The organism is Nocardia yunnanensis, from assembly GCF_003626895.1.
Lineage (GTDB): Bacteria > Actinomycetota > Actinomycetes > Mycobacteriales > Mycobacteriaceae > Nocardia > Nocardia yunnanensis.
Window position 1 is genome coordinate 480,965 of the sequence record NZ_CP032568.1, and the last position, 15,113, is coordinate 496,077.

Consider the following 15,113-nt stretch of genomic DNA (forward strand, 5'->3'; position numbering starts at 1 on the left):
GGCCGGCTCGGCCACGGGCGCTTTCGACGGGGGTACGGATCAGTCCTTGACCAGCTCCACCGCGGGGAACACGGCCTCGTCCACCACATCCGGGATCTCGTCGATCACATCCGGAATCTCGTGCACCGGGTCCGGAATCTCCGCGCCGTGCGCGGTCGCGGCGGAACGGTTGGGCAGCAGCACCGCCATCACGATCACCACGACCGACAGGGCCGCCGAGACCAGGAACGCCAGCTGCATACCGGACAGCGGAGCCTCCAGCGGGTTCTGCACGGTGCCCTGCAGATGGTCCGCGCGAGAGGTCATGACCGTCACCACCAGGGCGGTGCCGAAGGCGGCCGCCACCTGCTGCAGGGTCGCGAGCATGGAGCTGCCGTGCGAGTACAGATGCATCGGCAGCGCACCCAGACCCAGCGTGAACACCGGGGTGAACGCGCCGGCCAGCGAGATCATCAGCAGCACATGCAATGCCACCAGCAGGGCGTACGGCGAGGTCAGCGACAGCTGCGTGAAGCCGGCCAGCGCGACGGTGATGCCGACCGCGCCCGGGATCACCAGCACGCGGCCACCGAACCGGTCGAAGATCTTGCCGACCGTGGGGCCGAGCAGACCCATGGCCAGACCGCCCGGCATGACCAGCAGACCGGTCTGCAGCGGGGACAGCCCGCGCAGGTTCTGCAGGTACAGCGGCAGCAGGATCATCGACCCCATCATGGCCAGGAAGGCGACCGCCATCAGCAGCAGCGACTTGGCGTAGGTGGGAGCCAGCAGCACGCGCAGATCCAGCAGCGGCGTGCCGTTGCGCTGCAGCGAGATCTGCCGGTACGCGAAGACGGCCACCAGGATCACGCCGGCGGCGACGATCAGCGACGGCGTGACCGCGCTGCCCTCGCCGAACTTGCTCAGGCCGTACACCAGGCTGCCGAAACCGAACCCCGCGAACACGACACTGAACCAGTCGATCGAACCGGCTTGCGGCTCACCGACATTCGTCAGGTTGCGCAGGCCCAACGCGGTCACCGCGCCGGCGATCGGCAGCACCAGCACGAAAAGCCAACGCCAGGAGGCGTATTGCAGCACCAGGCCGGAGATGACCGGGCCCATGGCCGGGGCCACCGAGATGGCCAGGGTGACATTGCCCATGACCCGGCCGCGGTCCTTCTCGTCGACGACCGTCATCAGCGTGGTCATCAGCAGCGGCATCATGACCGCGGTGCCGCCGGCCTGGACGACGCGGCCGACCAGCAGCACCGCGAACGTCGGCGCGATGGCGGCCACGGCGGTGCCGACCAGGAAGGTGCCCATGGCCAGGGCGTAGGCGCGGCGAGTGGTGACCCGCTGCAGGAACCAGCCCGTCACCGGAATGACGGCGGCCATGGTGAGCATGAACGCGGTGGAAACCCATTGCGCGGAACGCTCGCTCACATGGAGATCGACCATGAGGCGCGGAATCGCGTTGATCATGATGGTCTCGTTGAGAATCACCGTGAAGGTCGCGAGCACCAGCAACCGGATGACGGTTGGCGTCCGCTGCTTGGTCGAGCTAGCGGATATGTCGGGCATCGGAAGACCTCCGGTAAATCGTTTTCGAGGGGGTACGGCGTTCGAGGGGTGTTGCGCGGGCCCGATGGGAAATCTGCGGCTGCACCGAACCGGAACCACACCGGTACAGACGGGGACAGCACGCACAACTCATCGGTCGCGACCCAGTATTCCGGCGGGGTACGACAAATTTCACCCGATTAACGCTCGCGCGACCAGGCCGGCGAACAGCGAAAATAGCCCTCTAGCAGGAGATATCACCGACACAGAGATCAACTAGTGAGTCAGGTCACGCGCCGAAATCGGCGACCGGACATGATGGAGGCCGACGAAGGATGTGAGAACGACCGTGGGTGAACAACCTCCGCTGCGGGGACGCGAGCAAGAACAGCGGACCCTCGCCGCGCTGATCGCGGGCGCCCGCGCCGGGGACAGCGGGGTGCTGGTGCTCCGCGGCGAACCCGGCATCGGCAAGACCGCGCTGCTGGATCACGCCGCCGCGGGCGCGGACGGATTGCGGCTGCTGCGCGGCACCGGCATCGAGGCCGAGGCCGAATTGCCTTACGCGGGACTGCAATTGCTGCTGGGCCCGGCGCTGGATCGGCTCGCCGGGCTGCCCGGACCGCAGCAGGCGGCGCTGGCCGGCGCGCTCGGCCTCGCCACCCGCGCGCCCGGGCCCGGCCCCGGCGGCGGGGAACCCATGCTGACCGGGCTGGCGGTGCTGTCGCTGCTCACCGACTACGCCGAGGGCACCGGCCTGCTGGTCGTCGTCGACGACGCGCAATGGCTGGATCGCGCGTCGCAGGACGCACTCCAGTTCGCGGCCCGGCGGCTGCGCGCGGAGGGCGTGGCCATGCTCTTCGGCGTGCGCGAGGGCGAGGGCTCGTTCGAGGCGAACGGTCTGCCGCAGGAGCGGCTGTCCGGGCTCTCGCCCGAGGCGTCGGCGGCACTGCTCGACGAGCATCCCCTCACCCCGGCGGTGCGCTACCGGCTGCTGGCCGAGGCGCGCGGCAATCCGCTGGCCCTGCGCGAACTGCCGCTGGCCATGGCCGCCGAGCCCACCGCCGACCTGTCCGCGGGTGCGCTGCCGCTGACCGATCGGCTGCGGCTGGCGTTCCACGGCCGCATCAGCCACCTGCCCGAGGCGACCACCACGGCGCTGACCATCATGGCCATCGACGAGAGCTGCGACCTGCCGGTCATTCTGCGCGCGGCGGCGGCGCTCGGGGCCGGAATCGACGACCTCGCGCCCGCCGAGGCGGCCGGCCTGCTGCACCGCGTCGCGGGCGACGCCGATCGAATCACCTTCCGCCACCCGCTGATTCGAGCCGCCGTCCACCAGCGCGCCCCGCTGGGCCGGCGCATGGCGGTGCATCGCGCCCTGGCCGCGGCCATGGACGCGCCGGAGCAGGCCGACCGCCGGGCCTGGCATCTGGCGGCGGCCGCCCTCGGGCCCGATGCCGAGGTCGCGGATGCCCTGGAGCGCACCGCCGTTCGCGCCCGGGAACGCGGCGGCTTCACCGCGGCCGCCGCCGCCTACGATCGCGCGGCCCGGCTCAGCGTCGCCCCGGCGGACCGGACCCGGCGTCAGGCGCTGGCCGCGCAGGCGTGCCTGGAGGCCGGTGAGCCGGCGCGCGCCGGTGAGCTGGCGCGCAGGACCGCACGGGAGGTGGATTCGGAAGCCTTGCGGGCCAACCTCACTCAGGTGCGAGCGCTGGCCGAGTTCTGGCAGGGCGAGTTCACCGAGGCGCACCGCCTGCTGGTCGACGCGGCCACCGGCATCGGCGCGACCCACCCGGCGCAGGCGGCGGACATGCTGGTGCAGGCGATGCACACCGGCTGGTACCTGGGCGACACCGAGCTGCGGGAAGTCCTGAAACACCTTGCCGAGCTCCCTCTTTCGGACGATCTCCCGGTAACTCCGGTGGTGCGCTTCCTGGGCGGACTGTTCGACCGGGGACCCCGCGACCAGCTGACGCTGGACCGTATTCTCGACGAGATCCGTACGCGGGGCGCGGTTTCCGACCAGGTCCTGCTGATCCTGTGCGGGATCGCCCTGGCACGCGGTCAGGACGGGCCCGCTTTCGCGCTGGCCACGGCATTGGCGGCCGAGCATCGCGCCGCCGGTGCGGCCGGGCGGCTGCCGACCATCCTGTTCTTCACCGCCGAGACCGACATCTTCACCGGTCGCCTGCGCGATGCGCGCACCACCGCCGTCGAAGCCCGCGATCTGGCCCGCGACACCGGGCAACAGCAGTGGGTGCGCCAACTCAGCAGTGTGCTGGCGCATTTGGATGCCTTGCACGGCAACGAGGACGACTGCCGGGCCCACGCCGACCTCGGGCTCACCGGCGACACCCCGGACGCGATCGCACCGGGTGCGCCATGGGCCCACTGGTCGCTCGGACTGCTCGACTTGGGGGCCGGTCGCGCCGAGGCAGCGTTGTCGCGCTTCGAACGACTCACGAAATACCCGTTCGATCATCACATTTGCGCGATGCGATCGATCCCGGACCTGGTGGAGGCCGCCGTCCGGATCGGCGCGCCGGACCGCGCCGCGGCGCCGTTCGAGAACTTTCGCGGCTGGGCGGAATCGGCCGGGCAGCCGTGGGCGGACGCGCTGGTGCTGCGTTGCCGGGCGCTCCTCGACGACCGGGACGCCGAAGATCTCTACGCCCGGGCGCTGGCGACCCACGATCGGGAGGCGCGCCCCATCGAATTCGCCCGCACCGCACTGCTGTTCGGCGAATGGCTGCGGCGGGCCCGCCGCAAGTCCGAGGCGCGCACCCGGCTGCTCGAAGCGCTCGAGGTCTTCGACCGTCTGGAGATGGGTCCGTGGGCCGCCCGCGCCCGCCACGAACTCACCGCCGCCGGTGCGCCCGAAGCGGATTCGGCTCCGGCTCGTCGGTCCGACACCGGCCTGACTCCGCAAGAGTTGCAGATCGTGCGGCTGGCCGCGCAGGGTCTGTCCAATCGGGATATCGCCGCACAGCTGTTCCTGAGCCACCGCACCGTCGGCTATCACCTCTACAAGGCGTATCCGAAACTCGGCGTCGTCTCGCGGGGTGAGCTGAAAGGCATTGCCGACCAGCTGAACTGAACCGACGACAGCGACCTTGCGGGAACCGTGGAATCGGTTCCGCCCGGTGCGCATCCTGCGGTCAGAGCCCGGCGGGCACCTGGTCGAGGAAGCCGTACACCCGCTCGATGCGCCCGTCCTCGGCGAGGGCGGCCACGTCGAAGCCGATCACCAGCGGTTCCGCGCCGGGCGCGCCCAGGTGCCAGGTGAAGCGGGCGATGTGGTGATTGCTGTCGACCGGTCCGCCCACCCGGAATTCGAGGCCCGCGAACTGGCCCTGCACGGCGGCGATGGTGGCGTCGAGTCCGGCGTGGCCGCGCACCGATACCAGCGGGTCGGTGTATTCCGCGTCCTCGGTGAACAATTCGGCCACCAAGGCCGCGCGGCCGGCGGCGTCGGTGGTGTTCCAGGCGGTCAGGTAGCGCTCGACCAGCTCGTTCATATCGCTCATTGCCGTTCTCCTCGTTGTCTCGAAGCTGATGAGAACAACGTTATGGAGAACGCGACCGCCCGGAATCTGTCGTGCTTAAGTACTGACGACCGGCGTCAGTGCACGCCTTCCATGTGCCGGCTGATCCACGGCGCGATGCCCCACACGACCGCGCCGACCACCATGGCCACCAGACCGGTGATCCCGAAGTAGGCGAGCTCGTGGGAGGGGTCGTAGAACTTCGACAGCACACCCGACATCGAGGTGCCGATGCCGACGGAGAAGAAGTAGAGCGCCATCATCTGCGAGCGAAAGACCGTGGGGGCCAGCTTCGTCGTGACCGACAGGCCGATCGGCGACAGCATCAGCTCCGACACCGCGAACGCGCCGAGGATGAAGAACACCACCACGAACGACACCGACTTGCCGTGGCTGCCGGAGAACAGGGTGAACAGCAGGAACGCCGCGCCCATGCCGACCACGCCCAGCGCGAACTTGCGCGGCGTGCTCGGGGCCCGCCGGCCCAGGCGCGTCCACATGACGGCGAACAACGGGGAGAGCGCGATGATCCACACCGGCTCCATGGAACCGATCCAGTTCGAGGGCGCGGTCCAGCCGAAGATCGACCAGTTCATGCGTTCGTCCGAGTACACCGCGAGCACGGTGAAGATCTGCTGGAACAGCGACCAGAACACCGCGTTGGCGACGAACAGCGGCATGTAGGCCCGGACCCGGGTGCGCTCGAGCGGCGACACCTTCTCGCTGGTCAGCATGATGACGAAGTAGGCGATGGAGGCCGCGGCGATCACCACGGTGGTGGCGTCGGGCAGGTTGGACAGGGTCACCAGCTTGATCGCCCAGGCCAGCGCGATCACCACGAGAATGACCGCGAAGGCCGCGACGACCTTCGGGATCGCGGTGCGCGGCAACGGGTTCGGCACGTCGCGGCCGTGCTCGCCGAGATTGCGGCGGAACACGACGTATTGGGTCAGGCCGATGGCCATGCCGACGGCCGCGGCGCCGAAGCCGTAGTGGAAGCCGACATGGTCCTGCAGCAGACCGGTGATCAGCGGTCCGGAGAAGGCGCCCAGGTTGATGCCCAGATAGAACAGTGTGAAGCCGCCGTCGGCGCGCGGATCGTCCTTGTCGTAGAGGGTGCCCAGCAACGAGGAGGCATTGGCCTTCAGGCCGCCGGAACCGAGTGCGACGAGCACCAGGCCGACTCCGACGCCGGTCAGGCCCGGCAGCAACGCCAGGGCGATGTGACCGGCCATGACGACCACGCCGCCGTAGAAGACGGTGCGCTCGGAACCGAGGATGCGATCGGCGATCCATGCGCCGAGCACGGTCGAGAGGTAGACCAGACCGCCGTACGCACCGACGATGCCGGTGGCGGTGGACTTGGCGATGTCCAGACCACCCTCGGCGACCGAGTAGTACAGGTAGTACCCGAGAATCGTGAGCATGCCGTAGAACGAGAACCGTTCCCAGAGCTCGACACCGAACAGATTCGCGATACCGATGGGATGGCCGAACAGGGTGCGCTCGGCGGCCGGTTTCGCCTCGTGGACTACTTCTGACATACCCCAGACCCTCCCATATTGGGCAATCTGACAGCAACCTCAGGTCTTAACCTGCGTCACATTCGTCTGGGCAATACCCAGGACGGCCGGGGTTATGGACAAAAGCCCTCAATTGGGTTGGCAAGCACCCTGATCAGGCGCGGCTCTCAGGCGATGGACAGGGCGATGCCGTCGAGGATGTCATGTTCGCTGACGATCAGTTCGCCGATGCCCGCTCGCCGCGCCAGCTCGTCGGCCAGCACCTCGGCGATCACCGCGCCGCCGCCGATCACGTCGACCCGGCCGGGATGCATGGGGCCCAGCGCGGCCCGCTCGTCGTGGGTCATACCGATCAGCCGGTCGCACACCGCGCGCAGTTCCGACAGCGGCAGCCGGGTGAGATGCACCCGCTCCGAATCGTATTCGGGCAGATCCAGCGACACCGCGGCGATCGTGGTCATGGTGCCGGCCACGCCCACCCAGGTGCGCGCCCGCTCCACCGGCACCACCCCGAACGCCTGCGCCAAACGCTCCGAGGCGAAGAAGCGCGCGGCGGCGACCTCCTCGCGGGTGGGCGGATTGCCGTGCAGGCAGCGCTCGGTGATTCGGACACAACCGATATCGGCGGAGTAGGCGGACTGCACGCCCGACGCGTCACCCAGCACCACCTCGGTGGAGCCGCCGCCGAGATCCACCACCACGAAAGGCCCTTGCGCACTGGAGAGTTCGCCGACCGCGCCCGCGAACGACAGCCGCGCCTCCTCGTCGCCGGTGATGACCTCGGCCTGCGCCCCGGCCACCACCCGGCCCAGCTCGACGCCGGTCATGGTGAAGAAGTCGTCGCGGTTGGCGGCATCGCGGGTGGCCGAGGTGGCGGTCATCCGCACCCGGGTCACGCCGTGCTTCAGCATGAGTTCCACGTAGTCGTGCAGTGCCGCCCGGGTGCGTTCGATCGCTTCGGGATTCAGCTCGCCGGTGGCGTCCACGCCCTGACCGAGCCGCACGATCCGCATCTCCCGGTGCACGTCGGTCAGCGTCGGTGCGCCCGCGTCGGCGCGGGTCCCATCGTCGGCGCGGGTCACATCAGCGATCAGGAGCCGGATGGAGTTGGTGCCGCAGTCGACCGCCGCGATCCGATCGTGCCCCGCGGCGGGGGCCCCGGCCTCGGCTGCCGTGCTGGCGAACTCCGCATTACTCATCGCTGGCCCCTGAATTCCTTTGTCGCTGAACGGGTCGCTCGGATCATGCACCCGAGTCGCTGCGGTATTCCTCGGATTTCGGCCAATCGGCCGGGATGGCGGTGCCGCGCAGGCCGTGATCGGCGGCCAGGGCGACGGCCTCGTCACCGAGCACATTCACGCCCGGGCCCTTGGCCAGCGCGTGCGCGATCAGGACGTGCAGGCACTTCACCCGATCGGGCATGCCGCCGCCGGCGAAATCGGTGCCGAGATCCTCGATGGCGTTGCGCTCCGACAGGTAGCTCTCGTACGCCTTGCGATAGGACGCGGCCAGTTCCGCGTCGCGGGTGAGGCGTTCGGACATCTCGCGCATCAGGCCGGTGGTCTCGAGGCGGCTGGCCTCGGCGGTCAGGCGCGGGTCCGTCAGGTAGTACAGGGTCGGGAAGGGGGTGCCGTCGGGCAGCTTGGGCGCGGTCTTCACGACCGCGGGCAGACCGTCCGGGGTGTGATAGGCGATGGCCAGCACGCCGCGCGGAGTCCGGCCCAGTTGCTCGGCGACGATCGCGAGATCGCGCTCGCTGGGTTCGTTCTCGGCTGCGGTCACCTGGGGGGTCCTTCCAAGGTCGGGAGTGGGAGCGGCGGGGGCGGCGGGGTGGCCGGGCCCGGCTGCGGGGACGAAATGCTGTGCCACACCTGGGTGTACCAGGGGTCCGGGGCCTTCGGCTTGGCGGCCTGGGTGGGGATGGCCGGCTGCTCGATGTCCGGCAGCTGCACGATGTAGGGGGTGTCGCCCGGCATCACCAGACGCAGGCGGTCGCGGGCCTCCGCCTTGATGTAGTTCGGATCCTGTTGCTGCGCGCGGCGATCGCGCAGACCGGCGACCTCCTGCTCGAGCTGGCGGTGTTGCAGCGCCAGCTCCTTGGCGTCGGAGCGCTGGGTGAAATAGGTGCGCAGCGGCACCGCCAGCGTGAGCGCCAATCCGCACAGGACCGCGGCCAGCAGCACGGCCCGGCCGGTGGACAGGCCGAGGATCTTGCGTTCGTGCCGTTCGGAATTCGCCGCCGAGGGGCGGCGCCGCACCGACTTCTTACCGCCGCTCGCAGCGCTCTTGGACCGCGACGAGCGCGACGGGCGGCGATCCCGTCGTCCCGCAGGACTGGAACCACGCGCCCGTCGCTCTGTCATCTCACACCTCGAATGTCTTCGGAGACCGAGTCTTCGACTATGTCAGCCTTCGAAGGCGAAACGCGGGAACGCCACGTCACCGGCGTAGCGAGCCGAGTCACCCAGGGCGTCCTCGATGCGCAGCAGCTGGTTGTACTTGGCGACACGCTCGGAGCGGGCCGGGGCGCCGGTCTTGATCTGACCGGAGCCGACGGCCACGGCCAGGTCGGCGATGGTGGTGTCCTCGGTCTCGCCGGACCGGTGCGACATCATCGTCTTGTAGCCGTTGCGGTGGGCCAGGTCGACCGCGTCGAGGGTCTCGGTCAGGGTGCCGATCTGGTTGACCTTCACCAGCAGTGCGTTGGCGGCGCCCTTGGCGATGCCCTCCTCGAGGCGCTCGGGGTTGGTGACGAACAGGTCGTCGCCGACCAGCTGCACCTTGTCGCCGATCTGGTCGGTCAGGGTGACCCAGCCGTCCCAGTCGTCCTCCGACAGCGGGTCCTCGATCGAGACGATCGGGTAGTTGCCCAGCAGGCCGGCGTAGAAGTCGCTCATCTCGGCGGCGGTGTGCAGCTTGCCCTCGAACTTGTAACCCTCACCGGTGGTGTAGAACTCGGTGGCGGCCACGTCCAGGGCCAGCGCGATCTCGCTGCCCAGCTTGTATCCGGCCTTCTCGATGGCCGAGGCGATCAGGTCCAGCGCGGCACGGGTATTGGCGACCGACGGCGCGAAACCGCCCTCGTCGCCCAGACCGGTGGACAGGCCCTGAGCCTTGAGCACCGACTTCAGGGTGTGGTAGACCTCGGCGCCCCAGCGCAGCGACTCCTTGAAGGTCGCGGCGCCGATGGGGGCGATCATGAACTCCTGGACGTCGACGCCGGAGTCGGCATGCGCACCACCGTTGAGGATGTTCATCATCGGGACCGGCAGCACGTGGGCGTTCGGGCCGCCGACGTAGCGGAACAGTTCCAGGCCCGAGGACTCGGCGGCGGCGCGCGCCACGGCCAGCGACACACCCAGCAGGGCGTTCGCGCCCAGGCGCGACTTGTCCGGGGTGCCGTCCAGATCCAGCAGGGTCTGGTCGACGGTGCGCTGCTCGACGGCGTCGAGACCGATCACGGCCGGGGCGATCTCGTCGAGGACGCCCTCGACGGCCTTCTGCACGCCCTTGCCCTGGTAGCGATCGCCACCGTCACGCAGCTCGACGGCCTCGTGCTCACCGGTGGACGCGCCGGAGGGCACGGCCGCGCGGGTGAGGGTGCCGTCGTCGAGAGCGATCTCGACCTCGACGGTGGGGTTGCCACGCGAATCCAGGATCTCGCGAGCTCCGACCTGTTCGATGATGGCCACGAAACGACACTCCTTCGGCTGCTGACACGGCAGGTCGCACGGGGATCCCGTGCGGTCACGAGCCTACTGTGCCGAGATCAGGCCGCCACATCCCCCCACGGCGTGGCCGAAAGATATACACCGGCAGACGGCCGATCCCACCCACGAGGTTCGTGGCGCGTCTCGTTCTGGACTGAGCGGAGCGGGGGAGCGAAGCGGAGGAGCGGAGGGAGGGAAGAACGAGACCTCCAGCGCCGCGAACCCGCCCGGAGCGAAGCGGAGGGCAAATCAGACAGAGCGGCCGACGCTGTAGGCGGCGGCGCGATAGCGGACGGTGTTCATGTAGCTGGTCGATTGGTTGTAGGTGAGCAGGGCCTGCTGCCAGCCGGGGGCGGCGGTGAGGTTGCCGCCCATGGCACACAGGTAGCGGGCGGCGGTGAGGGCGGCGTCGTCGATATTGTCCGGATCGATCTTGCCGTCGCCGTTGGCGTCGACGCCCCAGCGCTGCCAGGTCTCCGGGATGAACTGGAACGGGCCCATGGCGCGGACGTAGATCGGATTCGCCTCGGTCGATCCGGTGTCGAGGATGCGCGCTCGGCCGGGCGAACCGTCCAGCGGCAGACCGCGAATCGGCGGCGACACCGTCCCGTCGTCGGCCAGATGCGAGCCGCCGTGCGAGCCGTGCTGGCTCTCGACGCTCGCGATCCCGGCCAGTGTGGTCCAGCCGATGCCGCAGTCGGGTCGGGAACGCGCCATGACCGCGGCGGCGTACCCGTACGCCTCCAGCGCCACCACCGGGATCCCGGTACTGCCGTGCTGCTCGTGCGCCCAGTCCGCCAGCGCAGTCGCGCTGCGGCCCGGCGCATCCAGGTCGATCGCGGGCAGCGGCGCGCCCGCGGGCGGCGGCATATCGTCGGGGACCGGCGTGAGATGCACTGTGCCGCAACCGGTCAGCAAAACCAGAGCGGCCGCCGTGCCCAGCAGGCCGGCGCGGGTCGACAGGGCCCGGACAGCGGCCATACGGATTCGCACCCCTCTCATCATCCAGATTCATCGCGCCGCGGGCGAACAGCGTGAACATCGCCCGGAGCCGACCCGGCCGGAGTCGCGGACAGCGCGCGCGTTCGGTTACCCTCCGGACAGATCTGTGATACCTCTCGGCTATTTCCGCGAACACGCCATTAGGTAAGCCTTGCCAAAATTACCTGGACCCAATACGTTCGATGCGCCCACGTCTCACACCAGCCAGGAAGGCCCTCCCCCTTGGTGAAAAGCGTTCTCTCCGAACGTCAGACGCTTCACCCCTCGGACATCGAACGGCGCGACCTGCCGGAATCCGCCGCCCGCGCGGTGCGCCACCTCGCCGCTGAGATCGCCGTCACAGTCGGCGCCGGCCCGGAGATCGCCGGCACGCTCTCGCATCCGGTGCTGCTGCGCCACATCGACGCCAAATACGGCCGGCTGCCCGACGCCGTGCACGAGGCGCTGCGCCCGCCGGCCACCGACGCCGGCGTGACGATCATCCGCCGGCTCGATCTCGGCGACGACGAACTCGGGCAGACGCCGCACAACTGGACACAGGCGGCGGCCCAGGCCGGCGACCGCGCCCACCGCTGCGCCTCCTTCGAACTCGATATCGCCATGCTGCTGCTGGCCCGCTGCGCCGGTGAGCCTTTCGGCTGGGAGGGGCAGCAGGGCGGGCGGCTGGTCAACAACATCGTCCCGACCCCCGGCCACGAGCACGAGCAGTCCGGGGCGAGCAGCACCGCGCTGCTCAGCCCGCACACCGAGGACGCCTTCCATCCCGAACGCGCCAACCTGCTGATGCTGGGCTGCCTGCGCAACCCGGACCGGGTCGGGACCACGGTGTCCTCGGTCCGGCACACCGAACTCGATGCGGCACAACGGGAAACGCTGAGCCGGGCGCGGCTGCCCATCCTGCCCGACGTCTCCTACGGCACCGGTTTCGGCGACGGGCCCGCCCCGGCGGTGGCCACCCTCGGCAGCGACGCGTGCCGGTTGACGCTGCGCTTCGATCCGGCGTACACCCCGCTCGACGACGCCGACGACGAATTCCGATCCGCCTACCGGCATTTGGCCGCGGAGCTCGAAAGAGTCTGCCTCACCGCCGCTTTGACCCCCGGGGAACTGCTGCTGGTGGACAATGACGTGGTGGTGCACGGACGGGTGCCGTTCACCCCCCGCTACGACGGCACCGACCGCTGGCTCAAGCGGGTGAACATCCGGCTGCCGCAGCGTCGGCGCGACGCGAGCGAAGCGGCCGAGGACGGGTACGGCCAGCGGGTGGTGGCGCCGTTCCGCACGAGCCGAGGACGAAACAGATGAATGCCCGAACCACGCCGCTGCGGGTGCTGTCCCGCAGCGATCTGGCCGATGTCCCGATCTCCCCCGCCGAGGTGGTGCGCGCCGTCGAGGACGCGTATCTGGCACTGGCGGGCGGTGATTCGGACAATCCCCGCAAGTTGAGCGTCGCGCATCCCGACGGCTGGTCGGTGGCCTACGCCATGCTGGGCCGCGACGGCCGCCGCCGGGTGGTGGCCATGAAGACCAGCTACAAGTTCGACCCGCATCACGACCGGTCCAACAAGCGCTACTTCACCACCATCTCGCTCTACGACGACGCGACCGGCACGCCCATCGCCCTGATGGACTGCGCCCGCGTGGGGGCGTTGCGCACGCCCGCGGTGTCGGCGCTGCTGGTGCGCGAATGCGCGCGGCCGGGGGCGCGCAGCGTGCTGCTGATCGGGACCGGCACCCAGGGCCGCAACGCCCTGCCGCATCTGCTGGCCGCCAACCCGCAGCTGAACCGGCTCATGCTCTACGGCACCCATCCCGGGGGCCTGGAGGCGGTGAATCGGCAACTGCTGCAGCATCATCCGCACGCCGAGCTGGAGATCGTCAGCGATCCGCACACCGCCGCCCGCGAGGCCGATGTCGTCCTGGCCACCGCCGGACCCGGCACCCGCGTCGCGCTCGAGGCCAAGGATCTCGCGCCCGGCTCGACCGTGGTGCTGGTCGGCTACGGCCTGGCCCCCTCCACCCTCACCGAGGCCGATCGCGTGGTCGCCACCAGCGCCGAGCAGATGGCCCTGACCGGCACCGACATGGCCGGCCCCGACGGCCGACTACGCCGCGTCGACGCCGAGCTACCCCAGATCCTCGATCGCCGAGCCGTCGGCCGCACCGCCGACGACGAACGCCTCTTCGTCTACAACAGCGGCCTGGTCCTCACCGACATCGCCGTCGCCCACGCCCTCGCCAACCGCGCCATCGCCGAAGGCCGCGGCACGGAGGTCTCCCTGTGGGATTGACAGATCCCCGCAAATCCACCGGCAGCTCTGCGCGAGCGTGAATCCACAGAAAGGTATTCTCCTGTCCAGCACCGGGAAAGTCTCGTCCTCGTCGACCGATATCTCCCAGATAACCGCCAGGCCGATGCGTGCGGACAGAGTCGAGTGGGAGCAACGGCTATTGTCCGATGACGGTCCGTTGCGAGAAATCGCGGACACGGTGCAGGGCCCGTTCCACGTCATGTTTCCCGAGCGGATCGTCGAGAACATCGGCCGATTCCAGAAATCCTTCGTGGACAACGACGTAGCGGGTGTCATCTATTACGGCAAAAAGGCCAACAAGTCCGCATGCGTGATCGAGGCGTGTGCCGCGGCGGGGGCCGGGGTCGATGTCGCCAGCGTCGGCGAACTCGGGGCCGCGCTGCGTGGCGGGATCGATGGTGCCGACCTCATGGTCACCGGCCCAGTGAAATCCGATGAGTTGCTCATGGCGGCCGCGGCGAACGATGCCCTCATTGCCATCGACAGTCCGGCCGAACTCGCCCGGCTCATCGAACTTTCCCGCCGGCGGCTGCCCGCGACCACGGCACGAATCGTGCTGCGAGTACTTCCGAAGGATTCCACCAGCCGGTTCGGCATGACCGATACCGAACTCGACAACATCTGGGATCAACTGGATACGACGTCGGTTCGCCTGGAAGGCTACAGTTTTCACCTCAGCGGCTACGACGCCGTGCCGCGCGCCGAACTGGCGGCAGCCCTGGTCGATCGGTGTCTGAAGGCGCGCGTCAATGGTCACCCCGCCGATATCATCTCTATCGGGGGCGGCTTCAGCGTCAGTTACATAGCCTCCGAGCTCTGGCATTCCTTTCTCGACAATGTCAACCCCTCCTGGTTCCATGGCGGCCGGGCGCCGAGACCGGACTCCTATTACCCCTACCATTGCGCGGTTGCGGGCCCGCAGATGCTGACCGCGATACTCGAGCACAATGGACTGGGTGATCGCCTGCGCAAGGCCGGGATTCGGCTGGCCATCGAACCCGGCCGCGCGCTGCTCGATCGCGCCGGGAGCACCGTATTCCGGGTCCAGGGCGTCAAAACGCGGGAAGCACAGCACATTCCGTACGACATCCTGACCGTCGACGGCAGCAGTCTCAGCCTGTCGGAACAATGGTTCGATACCGAATACCTTCCCGATCCGGTCCTGTGGCCCGAACGGATCGGATCGATCACCCCGACCTGTGTCGGCGGCGCGACATGCCTCGAGTCGGACATGCTCAGCTGGCGACGCATACCGCTGCCCCGGGCCGCGGTGGTAGGCGATCTGCTCGTGTACCCGAATACCGCCGGTTATCAGATGGACTCGAACGAATCGGAATTCCACGAATTGCCGGTGCCACCCAAGGTCGTCTTGCGTAATTCGGCGGATGGACGACAATTCCAGTGGACGCGTGAGCCCGATCCGCGCGATGTCCGATCGAACGCCACCCCAGCCGCGTCACTCAACCTTTCCTAGGA

Annotated in this window: 12 protein-coding genes; 4 read left to right on the forward strand and 8 right to left on the reverse strand. The window is 69.0% G+C overall.

From position 1 onward, the window contains the following. Positions 1 to 39: 39 nt before the first annotated feature. Positions 40 to 1,563 carry an MDR family MFS transporter gene (locus tag D7D52_RS02215; protein ID WP_120734817.1) on the reverse strand — a complete coding sequence of 508 codons (1,524 nt, stop codon included), beginning with the start codon at positions 1,561 to 1,563 and terminating at the stop codon, positions 40 to 42. Between the two features lie 328 nt (positions 1,564 to 1,891). On the opposite strand from D7D52_RS02215, the gene D7D52_RS02220 reads away from it, so the two are divergent. Continuing rightward, positions 1,892 to 4,642, forward strand: coding sequence for a helix-turn-helix transcriptional regulator (locus D7D52_RS02220; RefSeq protein WP_120743730.1), 2,751 nt, complete (start codon positions 1,892 to 1,894; stop codon positions 4,640 to 4,642). 61 nt (positions 4,643 to 4,703) lie between these two features. On the opposite strand, the gene D7D52_RS02225 is transcribed toward D7D52_RS02220, so the two are convergent. From D7D52_RS02225 to D7D52_RS02255, 7 genes are all read right to left on the reverse strand, one after another. Beyond that, on the reverse strand, positions 4,704 to 5,072 hold the full coding sequence (locus D7D52_RS02225; RefSeq protein WP_120734818.1) for a nuclear transport factor 2 family protein: 369 nt from the start codon (positions 5,070 to 5,072) through the stop codon (positions 4,704 to 4,706). Between the two features lie 95 nt (positions 5,073 to 5,167). Beyond that, entirely contained in the window at positions 5,168 to 6,634 is a 1,467-nt protein-coding gene (locus tag D7D52_RS02230; RefSeq protein WP_120734819.1) for a peptide MFS transporter, read from the reverse strand. 146 nt (positions 6,635 to 6,780) lie between these two features. Beyond that, entirely contained in the window at positions 6,781 to 7,812 is a 1,032-nt protein-coding gene (locus tag D7D52_RS02235; protein WP_120734820.1) for a Ppx/GppA phosphatase family protein, read from the reverse strand. A gap of 43 nt (positions 7,813 to 7,855) precedes the next feature. Next, positions 7,856 to 8,395: a DUF501 domain-containing protein gene (locus tag D7D52_RS02240; RefSeq protein ID WP_120734821.1), complete on the reverse strand. Its 540-nt coding sequence runs from the start codon at positions 8,393 to 8,395 to the stop codon at positions 7,856 to 7,858. Next, positions 8,392 to 8,976 (reverse strand): FtsB family cell division protein, encoded by a 585-nt coding sequence (locus D7D52_RS02245; RefSeq protein WP_120734822.1) that lies wholly within the window; start codon positions 8,974 to 8,976, stop codon positions 8,392 to 8,394. The genes D7D52_RS02240 and D7D52_RS02245 overlap by 4 nt, the downstream gene beginning before the upstream one ends. Positions 8,977 to 9,018: 42 nt before the next feature. After that, complete coding sequence (eno, locus tag D7D52_RS02250) at positions 9,019 to 10,305, reverse strand: phosphopyruvate hydratase (protein WP_120734823.1); 1,287 nt, start codon at positions 10,303 to 10,305, stop codon at positions 9,019 to 9,021. 267 nt (positions 10,306 to 10,572) lie between these two features. Beyond that, a complete protein-coding gene (locus D7D52_RS02255; RefSeq protein WP_425464604.1) occupies positions 10,573 to 11,325 on the reverse strand; it encodes a lytic transglycosylase domain-containing protein in 753 nt (250 codons plus the stop codon). Positions 11,326 to 11,550: 225 nt separating this feature from the next. Between D7D52_RS02255 and D7D52_RS02260 the strand changes: the two genes are divergently transcribed. Genes D7D52_RS02260 through D7D52_RS02270 form a run of 3 tightly spaced genes read left to right on the forward strand, consistent with a single transcriptional unit; the run spans position 11,551 to position 15,111 of the window. Then, positions 11,551 to 12,630, forward strand: coding sequence for a TauD/TfdA family dioxygenase (locus D7D52_RS02260; RefSeq protein WP_120743731.1), 1,080 nt, complete (start codon positions 11,551 to 11,553; stop codon positions 12,628 to 12,630). Next, positions 12,627 to 13,616 carry an ornithine cyclodeaminase family protein gene (locus D7D52_RS02265; protein ID WP_187703102.1) on the forward strand — a complete coding sequence of 330 codons (990 nt, stop codon included), beginning with the start codon at positions 12,627 to 12,629 and terminating at the stop codon, positions 13,614 to 13,616. The genes D7D52_RS02260 and D7D52_RS02265 overlap by 4 nt, the downstream gene beginning before the upstream one ends. A 37-nt stretch (positions 13,617 to 13,653) precedes the next feature. Continuing rightward, positions 13,654 to 15,111: a type III PLP-dependent enzyme domain-containing protein gene (locus tag D7D52_RS02270; protein ID WP_246023602.1), complete on the forward strand. Its 1,458-nt coding sequence runs from the start codon at positions 13,654 to 13,656 to the stop codon at positions 15,109 to 15,111. The last annotated feature ends 2 nt before the right edge of the window (positions 15,112 to 15,113 follow it).

Bases quoted from the DNA above. Each gene is read 5' to 3' on its own strand.
- D7D52_RS02225 (WP_120734818.1), bottom strand. From the start codon at position 5,072: ATGAGCGATATGAACGAGCTGGTCGAGCGCTACCTGACCGCCTGGAAC.
- D7D52_RS02235 (WP_120734820.1), bottom strand. From the start codon at position 7,812: ATGAGTAATGCGGAGTTCGCCAGCACGGCAGCCGAGGCCGGGGCCCCC.
- D7D52_RS02215 (WP_120734817.1), bottom strand. From the start codon at position 1,563: ATGCCCGACATATCCGCTAGCTCGACCAAGCAGCGGACGCCAACCGTC.
- D7D52_RS02255 (WP_425464604.1), bottom strand. From the start codon at position 11,325: ATGAGAGGGGTGCGAATCCGTATGGCCGCTGTCCGGGCCCTGTCGACC.
- D7D52_RS02230 (WP_120734819.1), bottom strand. From the start codon at position 6,634: ATGTCAGAAGTAGTCCACGAGGCGAAACCGGCCGCCGAGCGCACCCTG.
- D7D52_RS02245 (WP_120734822.1), bottom strand. From the start codon at position 8,976: ATGACAGAGCGACGGGCGCGTGGTTCCAGTCCTGCGGGACGACGGGAT.
- D7D52_RS02265 (WP_187703102.1), top strand. From the start codon at position 12,627: ATGAATGCCCGAACCACGCCGCTGCGGGTGCTGTCCCGCAGCGATCTG.